This is a genomic window from Facklamia sp. P12937, from assembly GCF_050409505.1.
Classification (GTDB): Bacteria; Bacillota; Bacilli; order Lactobacillales; family Aerococcaceae; genus Facklamia.
The window spans coordinates 54,477-75,937 of record NZ_JBNUPI010000001.1 but is presented as its reverse complement, the minus strand read 5'-3'; the positions used below and the strand labels follow the sequence as shown (position 1 = coordinate 75,937).

General features: G+C 35.2%; 23 protein-coding genes, 1 tRNA gene and 1 riboswitch. Of the genes, 20 read left to right on the top strand and 4 right to left on the bottom strand.

Annotated elements, in window-relative coordinates; translation table 11 throughout:
- Window positions 1-75: 75 nt before the first annotated feature.
- The 3 genes from glmS to ACQV2R_RS00355 all read left to right on the top strand — a co-directional run bounded on the left by glmS (window position 76) and on the right by ACQV2R_RS00355 (window position 3,396).
- Complete coding sequence (glmS, locus tag ACQV2R_RS00365) at window positions 76-1,866, top strand: glutamine--fructose-6-phosphate transaminase (isomerizing) (protein ID WP_428874893.1); 1,791 nt, start codon at window positions 76-78, stop codon at window positions 1,864-1,866.
- Between the two features lie 132 nt (window positions 1,867-1,998).
- Window positions 1,999-2,904 carry a YitT family protein gene (locus tag ACQV2R_RS00360; protein ID WP_428872773.1) on the top strand — a complete coding sequence of 302 codons (906 nt, stop codon included), beginning with the start codon at window positions 1,999-2,001 and terminating at the stop codon, window positions 2,902-2,904.
- A 123-nt stretch (window positions 2,905-3,027) separates the two neighbouring features.
- Window positions 3,028-3,396 (top strand): Spx/MgsR family RNA polymerase-binding regulatory protein, encoded by a 369-nt coding sequence (locus ACQV2R_RS00355; RefSeq protein WP_428874892.1) that lies wholly within the window; start codon window positions 3,028-3,030, stop codon window positions 3,394-3,396.
- A gap of 43 nt (window positions 3,397-3,439) precedes the next feature.
- Here the strand turns inward: ACQV2R_RS00355 and ACQV2R_RS00350 are convergent, their stop codons facing one another.
- From ACQV2R_RS00350 to ACQV2R_RS00340, 3 genes are all read right to left on the bottom strand, one after another.
- Window positions 3,440-4,042 (bottom strand): TVP38/TMEM64 family protein, encoded by a 603-nt coding sequence (locus ACQV2R_RS00350; protein WP_428874891.1) that lies wholly within the window; start codon window positions 4,040-4,042, stop codon window positions 3,440-3,442.
- Between the two features lie 89 nt (window positions 4,043-4,131).
- On the bottom strand, window positions 4,132-5,058 hold the full coding sequence (locus ACQV2R_RS00345) for a selenium metabolism-associated LysR family transcriptional regulator (protein ID WP_428881678.1): 927 nt from the start codon (window positions 5,056-5,058) through the stop codon (window positions 4,132-4,134).
- Window positions 5,059-5,162: 104 nt separating this feature from the next.
- The gene (locus ACQV2R_RS00340) at window positions 5,163-6,311 is read right to left on the bottom strand and encodes an aminotransferase class V-fold PLP-dependent enzyme (RefSeq protein WP_428875766.1); all 1,149 of its coding nucleotides are present in this window, start codon (window positions 6,309-6,311) and stop codon (window positions 5,163-5,165) included.
- A 199-nt stretch (window positions 6,312-6,510) separates the two neighbouring features.
- Between ACQV2R_RS00340 and ACQV2R_RS00335 the strand changes: the two genes are divergently transcribed.
- The 5 genes from ACQV2R_RS00335 (at window position 6,511) to ACQV2R_RS00315 (ending at window position 11,636) form a co-directional block, all read left to right on the top strand.
- Entirely contained in the window at window positions 6,511-7,590 is a 1,080-nt protein-coding gene (locus ACQV2R_RS00335) for a sulfurtransferase (protein WP_428874889.1), read from the top strand.
- Window positions 7,591-7,664: 74 nt separating this feature from the next.
- Window positions 7,665-8,891, top strand: coding sequence for an ABC transporter substrate-binding protein (locus ACQV2R_RS00330; RefSeq protein ID WP_428874888.1), 1,227 nt, complete (start codon window positions 7,665-7,667; stop codon window positions 8,889-8,891).
- A gap of 1 nt (window position 8,892) precedes the next feature.
- Window positions 8,893-9,801, top strand: coding sequence for an ABC transporter permease (locus ACQV2R_RS00325; protein ID WP_428874887.1), 909 nt, complete (start codon window positions 8,893-8,895; stop codon window positions 9,799-9,801).
- On the top strand, window positions 9,791-10,585 hold the full coding sequence (locus tag ACQV2R_RS00320; RefSeq protein WP_428874886.1) for an ABC transporter permease: 795 nt from the start codon (window positions 9,791-9,793) through the stop codon (window positions 10,583-10,585). The genes ACQV2R_RS00325 and ACQV2R_RS00320 overlap by 11 nt, the downstream gene beginning before the upstream one ends.
- 10 nt (window positions 10,586-10,595) lie before the next feature.
- Window positions 10,596-11,636, top strand: coding sequence for an ABC transporter ATP-binding protein (locus ACQV2R_RS00315; protein ID WP_428874885.1), 1,041 nt, complete (start codon window positions 10,596-10,598; stop codon window positions 11,634-11,636).
- A 54-nt stretch (window positions 11,637-11,690) separates the two neighbouring features.
- On the opposite strand, the gene ACQV2R_RS00310 is transcribed toward ACQV2R_RS00315, so the two are convergent.
- Entirely contained in the window at window positions 11,691-12,407 is a 717-nt protein-coding gene (locus tag ACQV2R_RS00310; protein WP_428872786.1) for a rhodanese-like domain-containing protein, read from the bottom strand.
- Between the two features lie 168 nt (window positions 12,408-12,575).
- Here ACQV2R_RS00310 and ACQV2R_RS00305 point away from each other — a divergent pair, with 168 nt between their 5' ends.
- From ACQV2R_RS00305 to ACQV2R_RS00250, 12 genes are all read left to right on the top strand, one after another.
- Entirely contained in the window at window positions 12,576-13,034 is a 459-nt protein-coding gene (locus ACQV2R_RS00305) for a hypothetical protein (protein WP_428874884.1), read from the top strand.
- Entirely contained in the window at window positions 13,034-14,551 is a 1,518-nt protein-coding gene (locus ACQV2R_RS00300) for a TIGR04282 family arsenosugar biosynthesis glycosyltransferase (protein WP_428891654.1), read from the top strand. The genes ACQV2R_RS00305 and ACQV2R_RS00300 overlap by 1 nt, the downstream gene beginning before the upstream one ends.
- Complete coding sequence (locus ACQV2R_RS00295) at window positions 14,548-15,228, top strand: TIGR04283 family arsenosugar biosynthesis glycosyltransferase (protein ID WP_428872789.1); 681 nt, start codon at window positions 14,548-14,550, stop codon at window positions 15,226-15,228. Before ACQV2R_RS00300 ends, ACQV2R_RS00295 begins: the two co-directional genes overlap by 4 nt.
- Before the next feature lie 12 nt (window positions 15,229-15,240).
- Window positions 15,241-15,963 (top strand): glycine/sarcosine/betaine reductase selenoprotein B family protein, encoded by a 723-nt coding sequence (locus ACQV2R_RS00290; RefSeq protein WP_428872790.1) that lies wholly within the window; start codon window positions 15,241-15,243, stop codon window positions 15,961-15,963.
- Between the two features lie 127 nt (window positions 15,964-16,090).
- Window positions 16,091-16,744: a cytochrome c biogenesis CcdA family protein gene (locus tag ACQV2R_RS00285; protein ID WP_428874882.1), complete on the top strand. Its 654-nt coding sequence runs from the start codon at window positions 16,091-16,093 to the stop codon at window positions 16,742-16,744.
- 10 nt (window positions 16,745-16,754) lie between these two features.
- Window positions 16,755-17,432, top strand: coding sequence for a TlpA family protein disulfide reductase (locus tag ACQV2R_RS00280; protein WP_428891653.1), 678 nt, complete (start codon window positions 16,755-16,757; stop codon window positions 17,430-17,432).
- Window positions 17,433-17,480: 48 nt separating this feature from the next.
- Window positions 17,481-18,170: a TVP38/TMEM64 family protein gene (locus tag ACQV2R_RS00275; RefSeq protein ID WP_428891652.1), complete on the top strand. Its 690-nt coding sequence runs from the start codon at window positions 17,481-17,483 to the stop codon at window positions 18,168-18,170.
- Window positions 18,148-18,834 (top strand): TVP38/TMEM64 family protein, encoded by a 687-nt coding sequence (locus tag ACQV2R_RS00270; RefSeq protein ID WP_428874880.1) that lies wholly within the window; start codon window positions 18,148-18,150, stop codon window positions 18,832-18,834. The genes ACQV2R_RS00275 and ACQV2R_RS00270 overlap by 23 nt, the downstream gene beginning before the upstream one ends.
- Before the next feature lie 6 nt (window positions 18,835-18,840).
- The gene (locus ACQV2R_RS00265) at window positions 18,841-19,743 is read left to right on the top strand and encodes a nucleoside hydrolase (protein WP_428872797.1); all 903 of its coding nucleotides are present in this window, start codon (window positions 18,841-18,843) and stop codon (window positions 19,741-19,743) included.
- A 20-nt stretch (window positions 19,744-19,763) separates the two neighbouring features.
- Complete coding sequence (locus ACQV2R_RS00260) at window positions 19,764-20,150, top strand: hypothetical protein (protein ID WP_428872798.1); 387 nt, start codon at window positions 19,764-19,766, stop codon at window positions 20,148-20,150.
- 19 nt (window positions 20,151-20,169) lie between these two features.
- A complete protein-coding gene (locus tag ACQV2R_RS00255) occupies window positions 20,170-20,880 on the top strand; it encodes a YdjY domain-containing protein (RefSeq protein ID WP_428872799.1) in 711 nt (236 codons plus the stop codon).
- A gap of 137 nt (window positions 20,881-21,017) precedes the next feature.
- A tRNA-Sec gene (locus ACQV2R_RS00250) sits at window positions 21,018-21,114 on the top strand.
- A 150-nt stretch (window positions 21,115-21,264) separates the two neighbouring features.
- A riboswitch (adenosylcobalamin-variant (AdoCbl-variant) riboswitch) is annotated at window positions 21,265-21,360 on the top strand.
- Window positions 21,361-21,461 lie beyond the last annotated feature (101 nt).

Below are 21,461 nucleotides of genomic sequence, written 5' to 3'. Positions count from 1 at the left end.
AGATCGCGAGAACTTGGACAGAGTCTATTCTATGCACCGAAAGCATAAAATATTGAAAGAAATGAGGCGTATTTTATGTGCGGAATTGTTGGATTTATTGGTGAAGGAAATGTACAAAGAATTATACTTGATGGATTGGCAAAATTAGAATACCGTGGTTATGATTCGGCCGGACTTTATCTTTTAGATCAAGAAGGTAGGGGTCATCTTTTTAAAGAGAAAGGTAGAATTGCCGACCTTGAAAGGGCAGTAAATCAAGAATTTAACTCTAGTATTGGTATTGGTCACACACGGTGGGCAACCCACGGTCCTGCTAATAGAGAAAATGCTCACCCCCATCAATCTAATTCTGATCGCTTTACTTTAGTCCATAATGGTGTGATTGAAAACTATTTAGACTTAAAGAAAACTTACTTAAGTGAAGTATCATTAAAGTCACAAACAGACACAGAAGTAATTGTTGCTTTAATTGCTTACTTCTCACAAGAAGGAATATCTACCAAAGAAGCATTAAAAAAGGTGCTTCAATTGATAGAAGGCTCTTATGCTATTGGATTAATTGATAAAGAAGACCCCACAACTCTTTATGCTGCTAAGAAAAAATCACCATTATTAGTGGGCATGGGAAACGATTTCAATGTAATTGCATCGGATGCAATGGCAACGATTGATTTGACCAGTGAATATATTGAAATTCACGACGGTGAATTATTGATGATTCAATCGGATGGCATTTTAATTGAGGACTTATCGGGTCAAGTCATTGACCGTTCTTCTTATATTGCAGACTTAGATGCTAGTGATCTTGATAAAGGAACTTATCCGCACTATATGCTTAAAGAAATGGATGAGCAAGCTGCTGTAGTTCGTAAAAATATTCTTTATTATCAGAATCAAGATAGTGAATTTACTATTGAAGCTGACCTTTTATCTGAAATTAAGCAAGCGGATCGTCTTTATATTTTAGCTTGTGGGACTTCTTATCATGCAGGTTTAGTAGGTAAAGTGATGATTGAAGACTTGGCGAAAACACCAGTGGAAGTTCATCTTTCATCAGAGTTTTCTTATCACTTGCCGCTATTAAGTCAAAGACCTTTCTTTATATTTATTTCTCAATCAGGCGAAACAGCTGATAGTCGACAAGCTTTAGTGAAAGTCAATGAATTAAACTATCCATCTTTAACTATAACTAATGTCAAGGGATCTACTCTCTCGAGAGAATCGGATTATACACTTTTATTGAATGCAGGACCGGAAATTGCTGTGGCTTCTACAAAGGCTTATACAGCTCAATTAACAGTCTTAGCGATTTTAGCAGATGTTCTTGCAAGCCAAAAGGATTTCTCAATGAAACATGAGTTATCATTAGTTTCTCAAGCCATTGAAAGGGTCCTTACTCAAAAAGATGCTTTAAATTCTTGGGTAAAAAATGGACTTGCAGATAAAGTGCATGCTTTCTATTTAGGGCGTCATATGGATTATTTAGTAGCCATGGAAGCAGCTCTTAAACTAAAAGAAATCTCATACATTCACACCGAAGCTTTTGCTTCAGGAGAATTAAAACATGGAACAATTGCTTTAATAGAAGAGGGAACGCCTGTTACTGCATTAATAACTGACCCAGTAACAGCTTCCATTACGCGGTCTAGTTTAGAAGAAGTGAAAGCGCGCGGAGCCAAAACGTTTGTAATAGCAAGTGAACCATACGCAAGTGAAGGAGACTTTGTTCTTCCATCTGTGCATCCGCTCTTAACTCCAATTGTGAGTGTGGTTGCTTGCCAAATGATTGCCTATTTAGCAACAGTTGAACGGGGGCTTGATGTAGATAAACCACGTAATTTAGCTAAATCGGTAACGGTGGAGTAATTTATAAAAAAGATGAGAAATGACTGAGGTTTTATCCACAGAAATTTAATTAAAAAGTCATCTGAAGGTTCTGTTTTTTAAATCGAATAAACGCTATAATAGATAATGAAATATAAAATTAGGAGCGAATAAATGAAACCGTCAATTTCAAAACTTCAGCTACAGGTGAAACCATGGGCACTTGCCTATTCCATCTTTATGGTTACTTTAGGCTGTCTCGTCTATGCTGCTGGGGTAAACAGTTTTGTAATCCCCAATCATTTTGGTAATGGTGGAGTGGCAGGTATCGCGATTATCTTAAAATATATCAAGGATATTCCTACTGGGACCACAAACCTCATTATAAATTCTTTTATTCTATTGATTGGTTATCGATTTCTTGAAAAACGTACGTTAATTTTTACAATTTATGCCATGATTGTAACCTCCTGGGCTTTAAACACTGTCTTTCCACCTGTTTTTATTTCAGAAAACCGGCTAATTTCGGCAATGGCAGGCGGAGTTGTAATGGGTATTGGTTTAGGATTAATTCTTAAAGGACATGGTTCTTCGGCCGGAACAGATATTATCGCCATGATTTTAAAGAAATACCTTGGGATTAATTTTGCCACAGCTACCTTTTTATTAAACATGTCAATTGTCTTAGCTTCTGGGTTTGTTATAGGTGCTGAAAACACTATTGTTACTATCTTTATGAAATTTTTAACCTCAGCTGCCTTAGAATTTGTTACGGATGGCTTTAGTCGTCGGAAGGCAATGTTAATTATTACTAAAGAACCAGAACAAGTTTGTCAGATGATTACCGAAGAAATTGCAAGAGGGATCACTGTTTTCAGAGCTTATGGTTATTACACCCATAAGGAAAAAGAAGTGTTATATATTGTTGTATCTAAACAGCAAGTGGTGAAAATAGAGCGACATATTGCTTCAATTGATCCAAATGCTTTTGTTACAGTTAGTGATGTTCAAGAAGTTATTGGACAAGGATTTACCTTTTATAATCCTAATAATAAAAATCGCCGTTTTTACGATGAATAATAAAAGAACTCGTCTTCAAAATTGAAAGGCGATTTTTTGGACGAGATAAAAATTAGAGTCAATTTTATAATACTGTGAGCTAATTATGCTATGTATTCTTTAATGAATGACGGAGGGAAAATGATGATTAAAGTATATGGTTTAAAGCAATGTTCAACTTGTCGCAAGATTATGAAGTATTTGCAGGAAAATGGTTTGGAATTGACTGAGATAGAAGATATTCGCGACAATCCCCCCTCTCTTTCGGAATTAAAAGTGGCTTATCAATCGACAGATGGCAATATTCGCAAAATGCTAAATACTTCTGGACAGGTCTACCGAGATATGAAATTAAAAGACCGTTTAGATAGTATGTCTTCTGAAGAAGTTTTAAAGCTAATGAGTAAAAACGGTATGCTAATTAAAAGACCATTTTTAATTGAAAAAGAAAAGGCAAGTAGTGGTTCTAATTTAAAAATAATTAACCGAGTGTGGGAAATTAACAAAGCTTAAAACATAAAAAGAGGTTATCAACTATATAGTGATAGCCTCTTTTTTAAAAGAATGATGTTAACCAATGTAAAATATAAGTTGTTCCAAAACCATAACAAGCTAAGGAAACAGGTTTGCCAAATAGCAAGGATAAAATGAAGTACTTGCGAGTCATAGTAGTGATTCCAGCTCCATAACAGAGAATATCAGCTGGCGAGAAGGGAAAAAACATTAAAAAAGTAAAAAGCCAATTTCCCATGTTTTTTCTTTCGTAAAGTCTGATCATTTTACCATAAGACTTATCACCGAGTATGGCTCGGACAGTAGGTTTTCCATATCTTCTACCAATCCAAAAGTTGACCCAAGATCCGAGATAGATGGGTAACAAATTGAGGACGAAACCCCAAAAGGGACCAAAGGCTAAGATTCCAATGGGAATAGTAATCGCTCCCGGCATAACTGGAATAATGGTTTGAGCTATCTGAATGATAATAAAAATCAAGGGCGCCCAAAAGCCAAAACCTTTAATCATTACTAGCATTTTTCTCTCGTCGGTAAAAACACCTGCTTGAATTCCCCACATAACTAATATGAAAGTAATTATGAGTCCCAAAATATTGAGGAAATGCATCCATTTTCGGGTTAAAATTTGTCTTTTTTCATCCATCGGGTCACACTCCTCAAAAACATTTTAACATATGTTGATGATATGACAATCATAGATGAAAATTAACCAAAATCAGACAGACTTAAGTCTTAATTAATTGATTGATCGGACTGAAAAGGTTCAACCGATAATTGATAGTTACGAATATAATTGATAAAGTTTTTAACGGATTCAGGAAGGTGTGTATTTTTACGATAAACCAAGTAAAAGTTTCGTATAGAATTCACTCCTTCAATATCGAAGGTTAAAACTTCTTTATGTTTCACATCAGGCTGAACAGCTAGCTCTGATAGAATGGAAATCCCAACCCCCAACTTAATAAATTGTTTTATCGTTTCATTATTATTTACTTCAAAAACTTTATTCAGTTTGAGTGGATCGATATCCAACTCTCTCAGTATCAATGCTGATTCTTTAAGTGTTCCTGAACCTTCCTCGCGAGTAATGAAAGGTTTTTCTAAGATCTTCTTAATTGGATAAGCTGTTTCTTTATATTGTATGAATTCTTGGTTATAAGGGGTAACAATGACTAATTTATCCGAAAAGAGCTTCTCAAAAGTCAAGTTACTATTCATCGATTGAGAGCCAACAATACCAATATTTAAAGACCCTAGGGCAATATCATTAATAATATCAATGGTATCACTTTGGTGAAGGGAGACCCGCATCTCTTTATTATTTTTGGCAAATTCCGAAAGAGCTAACGGAAGAAGATAAGAAGCAGCAATGGATGAGGCACCGATTGTGATTTCATGGTTGTTTCTTTGAGAAAAGGTGGTTTCAATGTTACGTGACATTTTTAATAAGGATTGTGCGTACTTATAAAATTCCTGTCCTTGGGTAGTTAATTCATGGCTTTTAGTTGTGCGTGAAATTAATTCGATGCCTAATTCATTTTCCAATTGTTTAATGTGCAAAGAGACAGTTGGTTGAGAGAGGTAGAGTTGGTTAGCAGCTTCTGAAAAACTACCCCATTCTACTATTGTTATAAAGGTTTGGATTTGTTTTAATTCCACAAAAGTCACTACTTTCTGATATCGATTTAATATTTATTTTTGATTTTAAGGTGAGAGAGGTATTTATTAGAAAAAATAATAAATAATTGTCGAATCGTTTAAAATTACTCAGATAGATCTTTTTGAATGTCTTTAAGACATTCAACGGCGACCATGAGGTCTTCTTTTTTCGTATAATGCGATAGTGAGAATCGCACAACTCCTTGTTCCTTGGTTCCTAATGCTTCATGCATTAAAGGAGCACAGTGACCACCACCTCGTGTTATAATTTCAGCTCGGTCAATCAGTTCTTCAACTACGATGGCCGAGTCAAAATCGCCTAGATTAATTGAAAGAATTCCACAGCGGTCTACAGTAGGATTAAAATGACCGTAAAATTTTATTTGGGGAATGGATTGAAGTTCCTTATAAAAGATGTTTAAGAGATTCCTTTCATAATCTCTTACTTTATTCACTCCATAATCAATTAAATAATTTACACCTGCTGCAAGACCAGCAATTCCATGACTATTTAAAGTTCCGGCTTCTAAGCGTGAGGGGTAATCAAGAGGTTGATGATGACTAAAGGTATCAATGCCTGTTCCACCTGATTTTAGTGGATGAATCTCTACATCTGGGTGAACATATATACCACCAGTTCCTTGCGGACCTAAAAGACTTTTATGTCCTGTAAAACAAAGAACATCTATGTCCAAAGCTTCTACGTCGATAGGTATACAGCCAATTGTCTGTGAGGCATCTACAATACCTAAAAGATTGTGTTGGTGTAGAATTTGAGTGATTTCCTTGATCGGATTAATGTCACCAGTAACATTGGAAGCATGAGTGATGACCATTCCTTTAGTGTTGCTTTGAATGGTATTATTTACTGTTGCCGGATCAATAATTCCTTTCGAATTGATGCCTAAAATAGTCAGTTCAAGACCATTTTCTTCTAGTTCATAGAGAGGTCTTAGAACGGAATTATGTTCCATGACAGTCGTAATAACATGGTCACCTTTCTTAAATAATCCTTTAATAACTGTATTTAAACTATCTGTAGCGTTATGAGTGAAAATTATTTGCCGAGGGTCTTTGCCGTTAATCAATTGATTCAAAGATTGACGGGCTTGAAAAATGCTTCGAGAAGCTTGCATGGCTGAATCCGAAGAACCTCTGCCAGCATTGCCAGAATGCTGAATGGCGTCAATGACCGCGTCAATGACTACTTGAGGTTTATTTAGGGAAGTGGCTGCATTATCTAAATAAATCATAAGATCTTCTCCTCTTTAAAATTTATATTATCATTCCCATTATATCTTAATAGATAAGGGCCTTCATGGTTAATTTGAATTGATATCGCTTTCATCAGTTATTCTGATAAATGCTCAAGGCTGTTCTAACAAAGCTTGTCGGTGCATATTTGAAGTGATATGATTAGCCAGTAAAAAAATATATATAAGGAGGTGTCTTATGAAAAAAATGTTTTCATGGTTGATGTTGACTGTATTATTTGTTGGGCTTATGCAACCATTTGCTAGAATTAATGCTGAAGATGAAGTTGAAGAAAACACTACCGAAGCTTCAAGTGAGGAGCAATACCCTGTCGATCCGGCCAAACAAGTTTATGTTGATGCAGAATGGATTAAAAATGTCTTAGATGGTAATTCAGACATTGAAAAATATGTATTGGCGGAAGTCACTTGGGGCGAAGCCGATGCAAGTCCAGATTATTTGAGAAAACACTTGCCTGGAGCGATTCATATTAATACGGATTCGGTTGAAGAGGGTCCTGTATGGAATTTGCGATCTGCCGAAGAAATTGAAGAATCTTTATTAAAATATGGGATTGATAAAGATACGACGTTGATTTTATATGGACCTGATACAGGTGTAGACCGTGTAGCTTATGCTGCATTGTACACAGGAGTTGAATCCGTTAAAATTCTAGATGGCGGCTTAGCTATTTGGGAAGCAGCAGGTTACGAAATAGAAGAAGGTGAAGTGGTCCCTGCAGCTGTTAAAGAATTTGGAGTCGAAGTGCCTGCTCATTCTGAATATCTTATATCTTTAGATGATACTGTGGATGCTTTAGCTAATAATGACAACTTTCGCTTAGTCTCTCTACGTTCTGAAAATGAATGGTTAGGTATAGAATCAGGATACTCTTATATTCCTAAAGCGGGAGAACCTAAAGGAGCAGTTTGGGGACGTCCATTATTGAGGGGCTCTGGAGAAGCTAATAGTTCAGGAATGGAAGATTTTAAAAATGAAGACGGTACAAATAAAAGCTTCGATGAGATTTTGGCTTTTTGGCAAGAAGAAGGTTTTGATGTTGAAAATGATTTAACCTTTTATTGTGGAACTGGTTGGAGATCTAGCCTTCCATTCTTGTTGATGTATGAGCGGGGTTTAGATGTTACCATGTTTGATGGTGGATGGAATGAATGGCAAATGAATGATGATTTGGAAGTTCAAATTGGTGATCCTCAATCAGATTCGGTAAAATATAAAACAGTTGGAGATTTAGAAGAAGGAAAAGAAACCAATTAGAAAGCATCTTCAAAAATACAAGGAAGCGTGCTCGCCATTGACGACGAGCATGCTTTTTATTAAGGAGAATATTAATGAAAAAAATTCTAAAATTATTAAGTTTAGCTGTTATAACCAGTTTAATAGTCAATACTACATATGTTTTTGCCAATGAGGGAGGCCCATTAAACAACTTATCTTTTGAAGAAATAGTAGAGCAAGCAAAAGGAAGTGAAGTTAATTTTTATGGATGGGGCGGCGATGAAAAGCTTAACCAGTGGTTAGATGAAGTATATGGACCAAGACTTAAAGAAAAATATGATATTACGTTAAACCGTATTCCGATGGATATCGATCAAATTTTGAGTCAATTAGTGAGTGAGAAGCAAGCTCAAACTAGCGAAAGTGAAATGGATATGATTTGGATCAATGGCGAGAATTTTAAATCTGCTCGAGAAAATGAACTCTTATATGGTCCATTCACAGAAATTTTACCAAATTATCAAGAATTTCTAGATATAGAAGATATAGAAAACAATCAGGATTTTGGCTATCCAATTGAAGGTTTTGAAGCTCCTTACTCAAAATCTCAGCTTGTTTTAATTAAAGATTCAGAAGTAACTAAAGAAACTCCTACAGATGCTGAATCCTTGTTAGCATACGTAAAAGAAAATCCTGGAAGCTTTACTTATCCGGCATTGCCAGATTTTACCGGTTCCGCTTTTGTTCGGAATATTATCTATGAATTTGTTGATTATCAAGAATTTCAAAAGATGGAAACAGATAAAGAAGAGCTGAAAGTTCTCATTCAACCGGCTTTGGATTACTTAAATGAATTGGCTCCTTATTTATGGAGTGAGGGGAAAACTTATCCAAGCGATGGTCCTGCCTTAAACAATTTATTTATGGATGGAGAAGTTGCTTTTCATATCAACTATAACGCTTATGAAATTGCTCGATCAATTGAACAGGGAATGTATCCATCGACTGCCCAATCATTTGTTTTTGAAAAGGGCACAATAGGTAATACTAACTTTATAGCAATTGGTAAAAATGCATCACACAAAGCAGCCGCTATGGTAGCAATAAATGAAATGCTATCGCCAGAAATGCAATTATCAAAATACGAACACCTCGGTCTAATTCCGGTAATCGATAATGATAAATTAAATGATCAATTAAAAGCAGACTTTGAGGAAGTAGAAATTGGCGAGGGGATAATACCACAAGAACAACTTTTATCTAAGCGACTGCCAGAAATGCCCGCACAATTAGTGCCTTTGATCGAAGAAATTTGGCTAGATGAAGTGGCAGGAAAATAAAATGGAGCTTACGAAGAAGAAGCGTTTTTATGCAGTTCTCTTATTTATGCCTCAGTTCATTTTAAGTTTGTTTTTACTGTTAGGTGTAATGATTGGAATAGTGCAGTCTTTTGGATACATTCCTTCTTTAAATTTAAATGAGTTCAGTCTGACTTACTATCAAGATTTATTAAATGATAAACAATTTAAGCAATCAGTGTTTTTTTCATTGAAAATTGCTTTTTATTCAGCTTTTCTTTCAACGATTATGGGTCTAGCTTGGGCTTACTTTTGGCTTGTTCAAGAAAAATTAAGTAGATGGCAACAGACGCTAGTAAAAATTCCTATAATTGTTCCTCATTTAGTGGTCGCACTGTTTACTTTACAACTGTTTGGACGAACCGGAATATTTGCACGAATTTTATTTGCAATGGGAATTTCAAATGCCCAAGCTTGGTTTGATGCATTAATGTTTCAACCAAATGGTTGGGGCATTATTTTTTCTTTTATGTGGAAAGAAATTCCTTTTGTTTTATTTTATTGTTATCCTATAATAAGTTCAATCAATAATAAACTTGGCGAAGCTGCACAGACGCTTGGAGCCAGTCGCTTACAAAGTTTTATTAAGATTGTGCTACCCTTATCAAAAAACACAATCTTAGCTGCCTTTTTCATTATATTTATGTACGCTTTTGGTTCCTACGAGCTAGCAGCTTTATTAGGACCAACTTTACCTAAGGCATTACCAATTGCAGCTTATCAAGCATATATGCATCCTGATTTAAGCCAACGTCCTTTGGCAATGGCATATAATGGAATTTTAATACTCATTAGTTTGATGGCCGTTGTAGTAATTTATCTGATAGCATTTTATCCACAACTAAAGAAACAACTATTCAGTGAAGAAAAGGTGGGTCGAGATGTATCGTAAGACTATTCATTTCTTAATATTTATAGTTATTTTTTTGCCAATTAGTATTTTATTAATCTGGGCATTTACTGCTCGCTGGCCATGGCCTCATTTGATCCCGCACAATTTGTCCCTAAGAGGGTTTGAAAATCTGGTACGGCAACCTAATCAATTACTAACACTTATACTATCTTCAGTATTTATTTCGTCATGTGTAGCCATGCTGTCATCTTTGATTGCCTTAATGACTGCTAGAGCGACGGTAATGGCTAAAGGCTTCTTTAAGAATTTTATTCAGTTGACTATCGCCCTACCTTTTCTAATTCCTGTGATTGTTTTTGCTACAGGTATTCATCAAAAAATGTTTGAATGGGGCTGGGCTAATAAGCTTTGGGGCGTGATATTAGCCCATTTGATTTATTCCTTACCCTATGCTTCATACTTAGTGATTGATGCCTACCATGCGGTTGGCCTTCATTTAGAAGAGCAAGCATGGGTATTAGGAGCAAATAAGTTGAAAGCATTCTGGAAAATAACTTTTCCACTGCTGCTCCCTGTTCTTGCGACCAGTTTGGCTACGTCATTCATTGTTTCTTTTAGTCAGTATTTCCTGACTTTAATGATAGGTGGGGGGAAGATTCAAACCCTATCAGTAATTATTTTTCCTTATTTACAAAGAAACGATCGTACAATTGCTAGCATATACGCTTTGTTCTTTTTAATTATTAGCTTTTTAGTTATGGGACTACTCTCTTGGCTTTCCAATTTATATCAAAGTAAATATGAAAAATTCGACTATTATTAGGAGGTGAACCGTGTCTTTAATCATTAGAAATATATCAGTGAGTTTGGGTCATAACAAAGTCTTAAAAGATCTTAATCTTGAAGTTAAAAAAGGAGAGTATTTAGCTTTACTTGGGCCTTCTGGATCTGGAAAAACTACTTTTTTGAAAACACTAGCTGGACTAATTGAAAATGCTGAGGGAGATATTTTACTTAATCAAACTTCTATTATGAAAGAACCAAGTCATTCCCGTCCAGTTTCGGTGGTTTTTCAAGATTTAAGACTTTTTCCGCATTATAACGTTAAAGAAAATATTGCTTTTCCTATGAGGTTAAAGAAAATGAAAGCTAAAGAGATCGATGAGCGGGTAGCATCTTTATTGAATGATGTGCATTTACCTGGTTTACAAGCTTCTTCCATCCATAAACTATCAGGTGGTCAACAACAAAGGGTAGCACTCGCAAGAGCCTTAGCCAATGAACCTCAGGTTCTTTTGTTGGATGAGCCTTTTTCCGGACTCGATGAGCCTCTTAGAAGGGAGATGGGCCAGTTAGTACATAACTTACATGTTAAAAAAGGGCTGGTAACCATCTTAGTGACACATGATAAGCGAGAAGCGGTACAATTTGCTGATCGTATCGCTTTTCTGCATGAGGGTAATTTAGTGCAAGTGGATTATCCTAAAAATGTCTTTGATCATCCTAAAAATGAATATGTGGGTAGTTTCTTTGGAGTGTTGAACCGTTTAAAAGTTATTGAAGAAAGTAGAAAAGACTGGTTAGAGATGGATTTTAATGTTAAATTAAAAGACTATATTGGCAAAGAAATTTTTGTCAGACCAATTCGTGTGGAAGTTAAGACAGAACGTTTATTTTCCTCTTCCAGTCTCATTTTCCCTGCTAAACTAACCCATTTTTTTGAATACCCAGAGTATGTAGATTTAAAATTTCAATTAATCAATTCAAGTGAACAATGGAGTGTCAATGTCTTGCACCAGTCATTAAAAGATTATAAAGTAGGCGAAAAATATTGGCTTTATGTTAATCATGCAGATATTATTAGTTTTGAATGATAGATTTAAATAGAAAAAGCCCAATTATAAGTTGGGCTTTTTGCTTACAATCGTTTATGAAGCTTTTTCAATAATTGGAATTTTTTTATTTTCTTTTGTACCATCTAGAGAATTCTTGACATTAGTATAGCCCTTTTCGGTTAAGAAGTTAGCTATTTGAGCGGATTTATTACCAGAATAACAGAAAGTAATAATTTCAACTTCTTTGTCTTCAGGTAATTGTTCTAAAACAGTTTCTGGCTTATCAACTGAAGCATGAATGGCTCCTTCTACACTTGCTTTTTCAAAGTCTTTAAGATCACGTGCATCAATGAAAATGGTTTTGCCTGCTTCGGCTGCTTCAATGAAGGTATCTGGCAAGATAGATTCATAAGTTACTAAAGTATATTCAAAGTCTTTAACCCCTACAGCATCTTTAACATCTTCAAAGCCATTATCGATTAAAAGATTAGCAGCTTCTGCAGACTTATTACCTGTGTTGCAATAAACAATAATTGGCATCTTTTGGTAGTCTTCTAATCGTTCTAATTGTTCTTCTAATTGATCTAAAGGGATATTAATGGCATGTGAAAGATGTCCTTCTGCATAGTCTTCTTCAGGTCGGACATCAATTACCAAATATTTTTCCTTTTTCTTTTTATCTAGTTGGATTTTTTCAAGTTCTTCGCCTGTCATTATCTCAGCTTGGGCGTAAACGTTCGAAAGACCCAAAGCAAAAACTGCTACAAAAGTGACAATAAGTTTTAAAGATTTTAAAAGTGTTTTTTGCATTATACCCACTCCTTTATTTTGATGTCTTTATTTTATTAAAATGGTCATCTAATCACAAATAGACTTATTAAATAAATACGGGCTATTTATTAGTAATATCAATAAAACATTCATTCAAAAAAAGTAGCTGTATGCTATAATGAGCAAGGTTATAAGAGGAGGTCCAAAATGTTAAGTAAAATATATTGGGCGATTGAAATATTAATAGTCACAGGTGGTTTTTTTGTGAATGAATATGCTAGTAAGCGGATAGGACTCTATCGCCATGTGTATTATCGAGAATTTCAATTTAATCAGTTTTGGTTTGCTGAAAACTATCATTGGATTTGGTATGTTGTAGCTATTTTCATTATTTTAATTGCTATTATTGCTCTATTTAAAACTAAAAGCTGGATTCAATTTTGTTATCAATTTTCTTGGAAAACACATTGGGCGATACTGTTGATCGTTTCTCTGTCTGAACTAATTATTATGAGCTTTTTTACAGATAAAAGTCTTTTAATTATGTATCCGTATTTCCTAGTAGGATTACCACTTTTAGGAGTTGGAAATTTGATAGGTTGTTTATTAATTTTTTTATTCCATCCTCAGACTAAAGAATGCGAAATTAAGATAGGAGCCATATAATGTCGACTGGAATTATTTATTTTGTCAAATTACCTTTAATTGGATATAACAAAACTAGATTACAAGGGTTTTTACCTAAGGAAGATATTCACCATCTATCGATTCACCTTTTACAACAAACTTACAAAGAAATTTGTAAGGTGGATGCAGACATCTTTCTTTTTGTAGCACCTGCTGATCAAAAATTAGCCATTCAAAAATACTTAGCTATTGATAGTGATAAGATATTCGGTCAGCTTGAAACAGCTCATTTAGGAGAACGAATGTCGCGAGCCATGCAGCAAATTTTTAACCGTGGCTATGATAAAGTTCTTTTATTAGGCTGTGATCTAGTTGACATCAAGCAATCTTTGGTTGAGCAAATGATTGACATGCTAGACACTGAAGATGTTGTTTTAGCTCCTACCTTAGATGGAGGTTATGGCATTATAGCCAGCCGTTTGTTCTCTAAGTCTCTTTTTGATTTAGAGAATTATTCACACGATGAAGTATGCCAAAGGACGATCAATAAAGTTTCTGCAGCAAAACTTTCCTATGCGTTGACAGAAACCATTCGTGACCTAGACACGCGGGAAGATGTGGTGCGTTATCTATCAGGAGATCCAGATGCAGTTTATTTTAATCAGGGGGAATATAATGCCAACTTTCTAATTGATAAGGGCAGAAAGATTTTTAGGATTGCTTTAGGTTCGCAAATGAATTTAGACAATCAAATTGAATATGAATACTTAGCACTGAAGGGTTTGGCTTCTTCAGGGGTTGTGCCGAAGGTATATCAATGCCAGCCTCATACTAAGTTGTTAGGTAAGGGTTATTTAATTGAAGAATACCTCCCCGGTCATCCCTTAGACTATCAAAAGGACTTATCCAAAGCTGCTAATATTTTGGCTAGAATCCATAGTGTATATAGCCAGACCATTCCTCATCTTATTAAGGCTAATAATCCCTTCCAACTGATGTATCAGGAATTTGTTGACATGTATAGTCATTATCAAAAATGGAAGGGCAGAGATCTTGAGGTTATTGATCTAATCGATGCATTGATGGTAGGTCTGAAAAAATATTCGTTCAATAATAAATTAAGCAATCCTTGCGTTATTAATACAGAACTTAATTCACACAATTTTTTGATTAATTCTAAAGGTGATTCCTATTTAATTGACTGGGAGAAGCCTTTGGTTGGTGAGAGGGAACAAGATATCGCTCATTTTATAGCTCCCACAACCACATTATGGAAAACAGACCACTTACTTTCATATGAGCAAATCTCCGCTTTCATTAAAGAGTATGATAAGTCCTCCCAGGTGAAAATTAATAAAGATAAGCTTAAACAATATCTTCATTTTACTTGTTTAAGAGGAGTCACTTGGTGTTCGATGGCTTATGTTCAATATTTAGAAGCACAAAAAGTTAAGTCAAATGACCACTCTTTTGAAACCATCTCCCGCTTTATTAGCCCTGTTTTCTTACAAGAAATTAAAGCTTATATTGAAAAGTTGGAGGATATTACCTTATGAATTATTTGATCAGTGTGATTATTCCAGTTTATAACGAAAGAAAAATATTACCTCAAACTTTAAAGCATCTACAGCATTTAAAGGACGAAGAAATTGAAATTCTGTTTGTAGATGGTGGTAGTGAAGATGGAACTCAAGAATTTATTAGCGAAAATCAATATAAAGTCCTGAATGGTCCAAAGGGTCGTGGTAGTCAATTAGCTGTAGGGGCTAAAAAGGCCAAAGGAGACTATCTTTTATTCTTACATGCAGATAGCTACTTTAAACGTTCTCCTAAAAAGGTCATCCTGAGTAGTCTGCTGAAAGGAAAGATTGGAGCTTTTCCATTAGACTTTCAAACAGATAATTTATGGCTAAGAGCGATTGCTTATGGATCAAATTGGCGACTTAAACATCGACAGATAGCTTTCGGTGATCAAGGGATTTTTATGACAAAAGATTACTATTGGGAACTAGGAGGTTTTCATGCTTTATCTTTAATGGAAGACTATGATTTATTTTTACGAAACAAGGCTAAGGGTGAAGAATTAGTTGTAGCAGATCAGTTCATTTATACCTCGGACCGTCGTTTTAAAGAAAAAGGTGTCTTTAGAACACTTCTTAAGATGCAATATTGCCAGTATCTATTTCGTAAGGGTTACTCAATGAAAGCAATCACTCAAGTCTATTATTCATAGAAGGGGATTCGAATGAAAAAGAGAAGTATTAAAGAAAATATCATTGCAGCCATAGCCAAAAGAATGGTGGTTACCATCGATGAAGCCCCCTCTAATGTTGAATTAACTAAGCCTCTTTCAGAGTGTAGGGTAGCATTTATCACAACAGCAGGAACCCATTTGAAAAGCGATGCCCCTTTTAATATTAAGGGAGATCATACTTTCCGAATGATTCCTGGGGATAGTCGGGTGGAAAATATTATGATTACTCATGATCATTATGATCATGGACCGGCAGATGAAGATTTAAACTGTGTCTTTCCCATACAGATGCTTCAAGAGATGGCAACAAAGGGCAAAATCGGCTCTGTTGCACCGCGCCATTATGGCCTAATGGGTTATATACCAAAAGTAAATTTACTAATTGATGAAACAGCACCTGCGATTGCCCGTCAGTTAGTTGAAGATCAAGTAGATTTGGTACTCCTTTCTCCTGGCTGATATATTTGCCATCAGTCCGTTGGGCTAATCCAAAGAGAAGTAGAAAAGCAAGGGATCCGTACCGCTTCAATTATGCACTTACCTAAAGTGGCAGCCAAATCGAGACCACCTAGAATGTTTACCATTGATTTTCCTTTAGGTTTAACTTTTGGAGAGGCGAATGATTCTATTAAGCATTGGCAAGTTATGGATCAATTCTTAGATTTTGCTGTATCAGGTGGGGCAGAGGAGATAAGACCTTTTAAAAAAGCTTAATTATTCAATCACATAATGCGAATAGCGGCTTACTTTCAAATAATTAATTTATTTATACTAGCGTGATTACTTTTAGTTGAATGACTCCAATGGCATGATAATCTTTGTGAGAAAGGAGCTTAAAAATATGGACTATCTATTATTATTTATCGAGGGATTAATGACTTTTGTCTCTCCTTGCTTACTGCCAATGCTTCCACTTTATATTGCATTCTTTGCAGGCAGTGAAGGGGAGAGCTCTACTAAACAAACCCTCATTAAAGCAATTTTATTTATGTTAGGATTTTCTACGATATTTATCTTATTAAGTCTTTTTGTGTCCACTGTAGGATCCTTTTTTATGATGCACCGACAAGTCGTTAACTTTATCGCAGGAAGCATTATGATTATTATGGGTGTCGATTATCTTAATGGTCAAAAGCTAATGACTAAGTTAAGGCCTCATTCGCGAGGTTCCTATGTGGCCAATCCTTATTTATTTGGTCTAGTCTTTGCCATTTCTTGGTCGCCATGTGTTGGAACATTTTTGGCTTCTGCATTAACTTATATAGCCAGTGTCGCTACTAGCTGGACTTCATTTTTGCTTATAATTAGCTATTGTTTAGGTTTAGGTATTCCTTTCATTCTGTCTGCATTATTGGTAGATGAAAGTAAAAAAGTCCTTACATTTATCAAGGAACATTATCACTTAGTCAATCTATCTTCAGGCTGGTTTTTAATCCTTTTCGGTTTATTAACAATATCAGGCATCTTAGAAACGCTTTTACTACAACTAGTCTAGGAGGAATACAATGAAAAAGTTATTAACGTATGGTTTGCTTTTAATCGCTATTATAGGTCTGGGGGGCTTTATTTATAACAAAGTTCAAGATCAAAGTTTATCTATCGATAAAAAAGAAACAATTCAGGAAACTGTCAATGAGATCGATTTAACATTTAACAAAACAAGCGAAGGGGCTATTGAAGGAAAAGAAGTATCTCTTCAAACTTCAAGGGAAGAAAGTAGTCAGCTTAATAGCACAAATGAAGAAAAACAAGATCGATATGGTCATCTTAATGTAGATAGTGTAAGGATTAAAGATCAAGTAGATAAATCAATGACTTTATCTGAAAATTTTGGTCGACCTATGGTTGTTAATGTTTGGGCAACTTGGTGTCCACCATGCAAAAAAGAAATGCCTTATTTTCAAACGGCTTGGGAAGATTACCAAGAGGATATTGATTTTTATATGATCAATGCCACTAATTCGCAACCTGGCGAAACTAAAGAAGCAGTGATTGAATATTTAGAAGACCTTAATTTGACTCTTCCTGTATTCTATGATGTTAACTTTTCAACCATGATGTCCCTACAAGCTACCTTTTTGCCCGCTACTATTTTTATAAATGAAGAAGGAGAGGTAGTATACCATCATATTGGCCTAATCAATGAAAAGCAATTACTAGAGCAAATCGAGGAATTGTTATAAAAATGTAAAATTTTGATGGTGGTGGAGTTTAATATTTAGGAGGTTCTTATGAAAAAAAATAAATTGGCAGTGATTGTTGTACTTGTATTATCACTTTTATCTTATCTCTTTATTCCCTCGGTGCAGTCATTTATTAACGAGTCTATTTCAGCCATGAAAGCAGTTAATTTAGAAGAGACAATTGCTTATATTCGTTCTTACGGAAATGTTGCTGCTGGTGTTTCCTTTTTCTTGATGATTTTGCAATCGATTCTTTCACCCATTCCTGCTTTCTTAATCACTCTATCTAATGCTGCCATTTTTGGATGGTTTTGGGGAGCGGTATTGTCTTGGACATCTTCAATGGCTGGAGCGACCTTATGCTTTTACATTGCTAAAATTTTGGGACGCGACGCAGTTGCCAAGATTACCAGTAAAACAGCCTTAAAATCTTTAGATATGTTTTTTGAAAAATATGGAAAGTACACCATTGTAGTTTGCCGTTTATTACCATTTGTTAGTTTTGACCTAGTCTCTTATGCAGCTGGTTTAACTTCTATGAAATTCTGGCCATTCTTTTTAGCAACCGGAATCGGTCAATTACCGGCTACTCTTGTTTATTCTTATATTGGACAAAACTTCGGTGGTGGCGGTAAACAATTATTTATTGGATTAATGTCACTATTTGCTGTAACAATTGTCATTTATATTGTTAAATCGATTTATAATGAACGCCATGCAAAAAAAGCAGCTAAGTAAATGGTTTAAGGTTTGCTTAGTGATTGCTTTAGTAGCTTTAACTATCTGGCTGACCTTAAATTTTTCAACCGAGCGTGTACGAGAAATAATCTTACAATCAGGGTCTTCTGCAAAATGGATTTATGTATTACTTTGGGTTTTCTTACCGATGGGGTTTTTCCCTGTTCCTTTCCTAGCTTTTGCTGGAGGTATGGGATTTGGATTATGGTTAGGCTCCATCTTGACTTTTATAGGTGCGGCTTTGAATCTAACTTTCATGTTTTTAATTTCGCGCTATTTATTTAGGCAACCGGCACAAAAATTTTTATTTAAAAGATATCCTAGTTCCAAAGGGATATTGACCACCGATAACCAACATTTAAAGTTAGTTCTTGCATTGGCTCGGATTATGCCTGTAATTCCCTATAATGTTGAAAACTATGCTTTTGGCTTAACGGATATCTCATTCTGGGACTATCTTTGGATTTCTCTCATATGCATTTTGCCGGGGACATTTATTTTTGTAAATGTTGGCGATAAGGCTTTAGAACCTAGTGATGCCTCTTTTTCACTATCAATAATATTAGTGGCTTTACTAGTATTCGGCACAGCCTTTTTAGGGAAATTTATTAAGAAGAAAAATCCAGAAGTAGCCCAAAAGCTTGAAGTAGATGAGGAGGAATAAGGGATAATGAAAGTTTTAATTGATTTTGATAATACTTTTTTCACACCCCATCGCGACATTGATGATGGTTTGGCGCTGATGTATTTATTAGGGAGTCCAGAAGTCGCTATAGTGGGTATCACTTCGACATTTGGGAATTCGACCATTGAGCAAGTAGACCAATCGACCCGTCAATTAATAAGCAAACTTGGCCTTCATTCAATTCCTTATGCAAAAGGTGCAAGTGAAACAGCTGATTATTTAACACCAGCAAGCCAGCTATTGGTAGATTTGGCTAATAAATATAAAGATGAGTTAATCATTATTGCAGTCGGTTCAATGACCAACTTGCAAGGGGCCTATCTAAGAGACAGTAATTTCTTCAAAAAAGTTAAACAACTTGTCTTAATGGGTGGGATTACTCAGCCGTTGATCTTTGACAAGCAAGAAATGCGAGAAATGAACTTTTCCATTGATCCGCAGGCTGCTTTTACCGTTTTAACTAAGGGAAGAAATGTTTCTATTTTAACAGCTAATCACTGTTTAGATCTTTTATTTACTCGATCAGAATATGAAGAAGCTTTTTCTAACCAACAATCGGCCATTGCTCATTTAATTCAAAACTATGCAGAACCTTGGTTTGTCGATAATGAAGATGAGTATGGTATTAAAGGCTTTTATAATTGGGATTCATTAGCAGCGGTCTATTTAGTAAATCCTGAATTATTTGAGGATCAATGGACTTCTTTTAATGTTTCTGTTAATAGTCTCTCAATGGGTTCTTTAATAGCGGAAGATTTTGATTTCAGTCCTTACTCAAGCTCTAGACCTTTAAAAAAAGCTTTAATCAATACACCTGTTGTTAAAAAGGCAGATCAAATACGAAAGAATTTATTTCAGCGCTGGCTAAATGTTAAATTGGAAGATTAAATAGCAAAGGAGGTTTTTGGATGTTCAAATGGCATAATTTACTAATAGCAATTTGCTCAGGGTTTATTTTTGCTCTTCTAGCAAGCGCTTTAATGTCATATTGGGTATGGTTAGAAATGCGAGTGCATACTTGGGTTTTGTGTTGGATAGTTTTTGTTCTATTTATCATGGTAAGTTTTTTGTTCAAGATAAAACCAATAACTTACTTCCTAGGACTTATTAGTGTCGTTACTTTAATGCTTGTTAAATCACCTAATATTTTTTATTATAATGTTCGCGATATGTTTTTTTTAGATATGAAGATAGGTCAAATTAAAATGATTACTTTAATTTTGATGATAGTCATGACTCTTTTAATGATTTACTTTTGGTTGAAAGATCGAAAGCTAAAAAGTCAGCAAGTTTAATTTTGAAAGGATGAATAATATGAACAAAATGATTAAAAAATTAATGACACTTGTCTTTGCCTTCGTTACCGTTTTATCTTTATCTGTCCCAACACTTGCAGAGGAAGATGCTCCTGCAAATTTACCGACAGAGGAAAACCCGATGGTGGTCGATAAGGAAGCAGGCACCATTTCGATATATGCTTACGTAAATGGAAAATACTTAGAAACATCTACCCGTCATGCCGTGGTCTTCGATGATGGTAATTTTGGTGGAAAATCGGTATTCGGAACAACTGCTAATCAAAATAAATTCTATGAAGCTTTAATAGAAATCGGGGCAGAACCAGGCGATAATATGACGGCTGAAAATGCGGAAGAAACGCATGTTGCAGGGGATTTAATGGATATTAAAGTAACTTGGGAAGGCGCTGAAAAAGAATACAACCTAAGTGAAACAATTATTGATTCTAATGGCAATGACTTTGAATTCCGCTTTGGTGGAAATAAAGGGCGTGCCCATGATAAACATACAGGTTGTATCACTTGTTTAGATTCATGCCCAGTCGGACTTATTTCAAATGCTACTTATACCTACGGGGCCGTTGAAAAAAGAGGGGAAGTAGCGTTTTCAGGAAATGGTGAGATTTTACCAGAAGAAGGGACTCCGGTAATCATTACTTATTCAATCCACAAAGAGGATAGTAAAGATAAGAAAGTTGAATCAAACGAAAAAGCTGAAGCAGAATAATAATTCATTGGAGGTCTGTATCTAAAAGATACAGCCCCTTTTGCTTAAAGAATGTTGCTTAATAGACTCATAAAAGCACTTGCGTTTTCCTTTAAATATTGTTAATATTATAAGAGTCTTCTTTAAAGATTTTAATTGGGAGCGGATGGGTTCTGGTGTGCCCTCTGGTCTTCAAAACCAGTATGAGGCGTTAAGAGCGTCTTGGGTGAGTTCGATTCTCACACGTTCCCGCCAGGAAACTAAACTAGCCTAGTTAATCACAGTTTAATTGTGATTAACTAGGCTATTATTTTTGCTTTTAATTGATTTGTATTATTTCGATAATTGCTCTTGTCTAACCCAACATCTTGTGTTAATCTAACTTTAAGACACAATATATAGACAAAATGTAAATAATTCTGGGGAAGCAGGTTAGAATCCTACACAGTCCCTATGCTACTGTATTTGAGCTCGCTCATAAGTCAGATCGCCAGGTTATTTATTACACTTATCACTTCTCAGGGTTTAGTGATCTTTGGAAATATTCTTTAGTAGTGAGTATAGGTACACCTATGCTTTGCTTTCTTTTGATTTTACCATCG